We start from the raw sequence: 499 nt of genomic DNA on the forward strand, positions 1-499 counted from the left end.
ATCGAGGTGGAGGGTATCTGGTTGGTGGGGTGTAATAAAAGGTGTCGGCTGGGGAGGTGCCGGTGGAATCTACGTGAAACACGTCGCGTCAAAGACTGCCGGTTGTCGTCCTCTGAGCCGGCTTTAGGCATAACGTGGCCGGTGTCCTGCGACGAGAATATCTGGCTTCTTGTCGTCGACAGACCCCGTCAGCGCGGGTGGTCGTACACACCGCGAGGGGACGCTGGGGGAATCCGACCGAGAGCGGTTACTGTGGCAGCGAGGCGAAAGATCACGCGTTCACAGATGGGATGAAGCTGGCAACTGGGACTCTACCTACGTCCGTAACCACGGTTGTAACCAGATGCTTGCGTAACATCTTTAGATAAATAATATCTATATGACGATGATGCCTCGTGGGTTCGACAGGGAACGTACCGAGATCCACAAACTTCGGTACCACTTTGTTTGGTGCCCGAAGTACCGCAAGCCGGTGCTGACGGATGAGGTTGCCAACCGT

Annotated in this window: 1 protein-coding gene; it reads left to right on the forward strand. The window is 55.7% G+C overall.

Annotated elements, in window-relative coordinates:
• Positions 1-388 precede the first annotated feature (388 nt).
• Positions 389-499, forward strand: a 111-nt coding sequence (locus EXE45_RS17735; protein WP_199233694.1) for a transposase, incomplete at its 3' end; no start/stop codon positions are given.

This window comes from Halorubrum sp. SP9 (genome assembly GCF_005435015.1).
Classification (GTDB): Archaea; Halobacteriota; Halobacteria; order Halobacteriales; family Haloferacaceae; genus Halorubrum; species Halorubrum sodomense.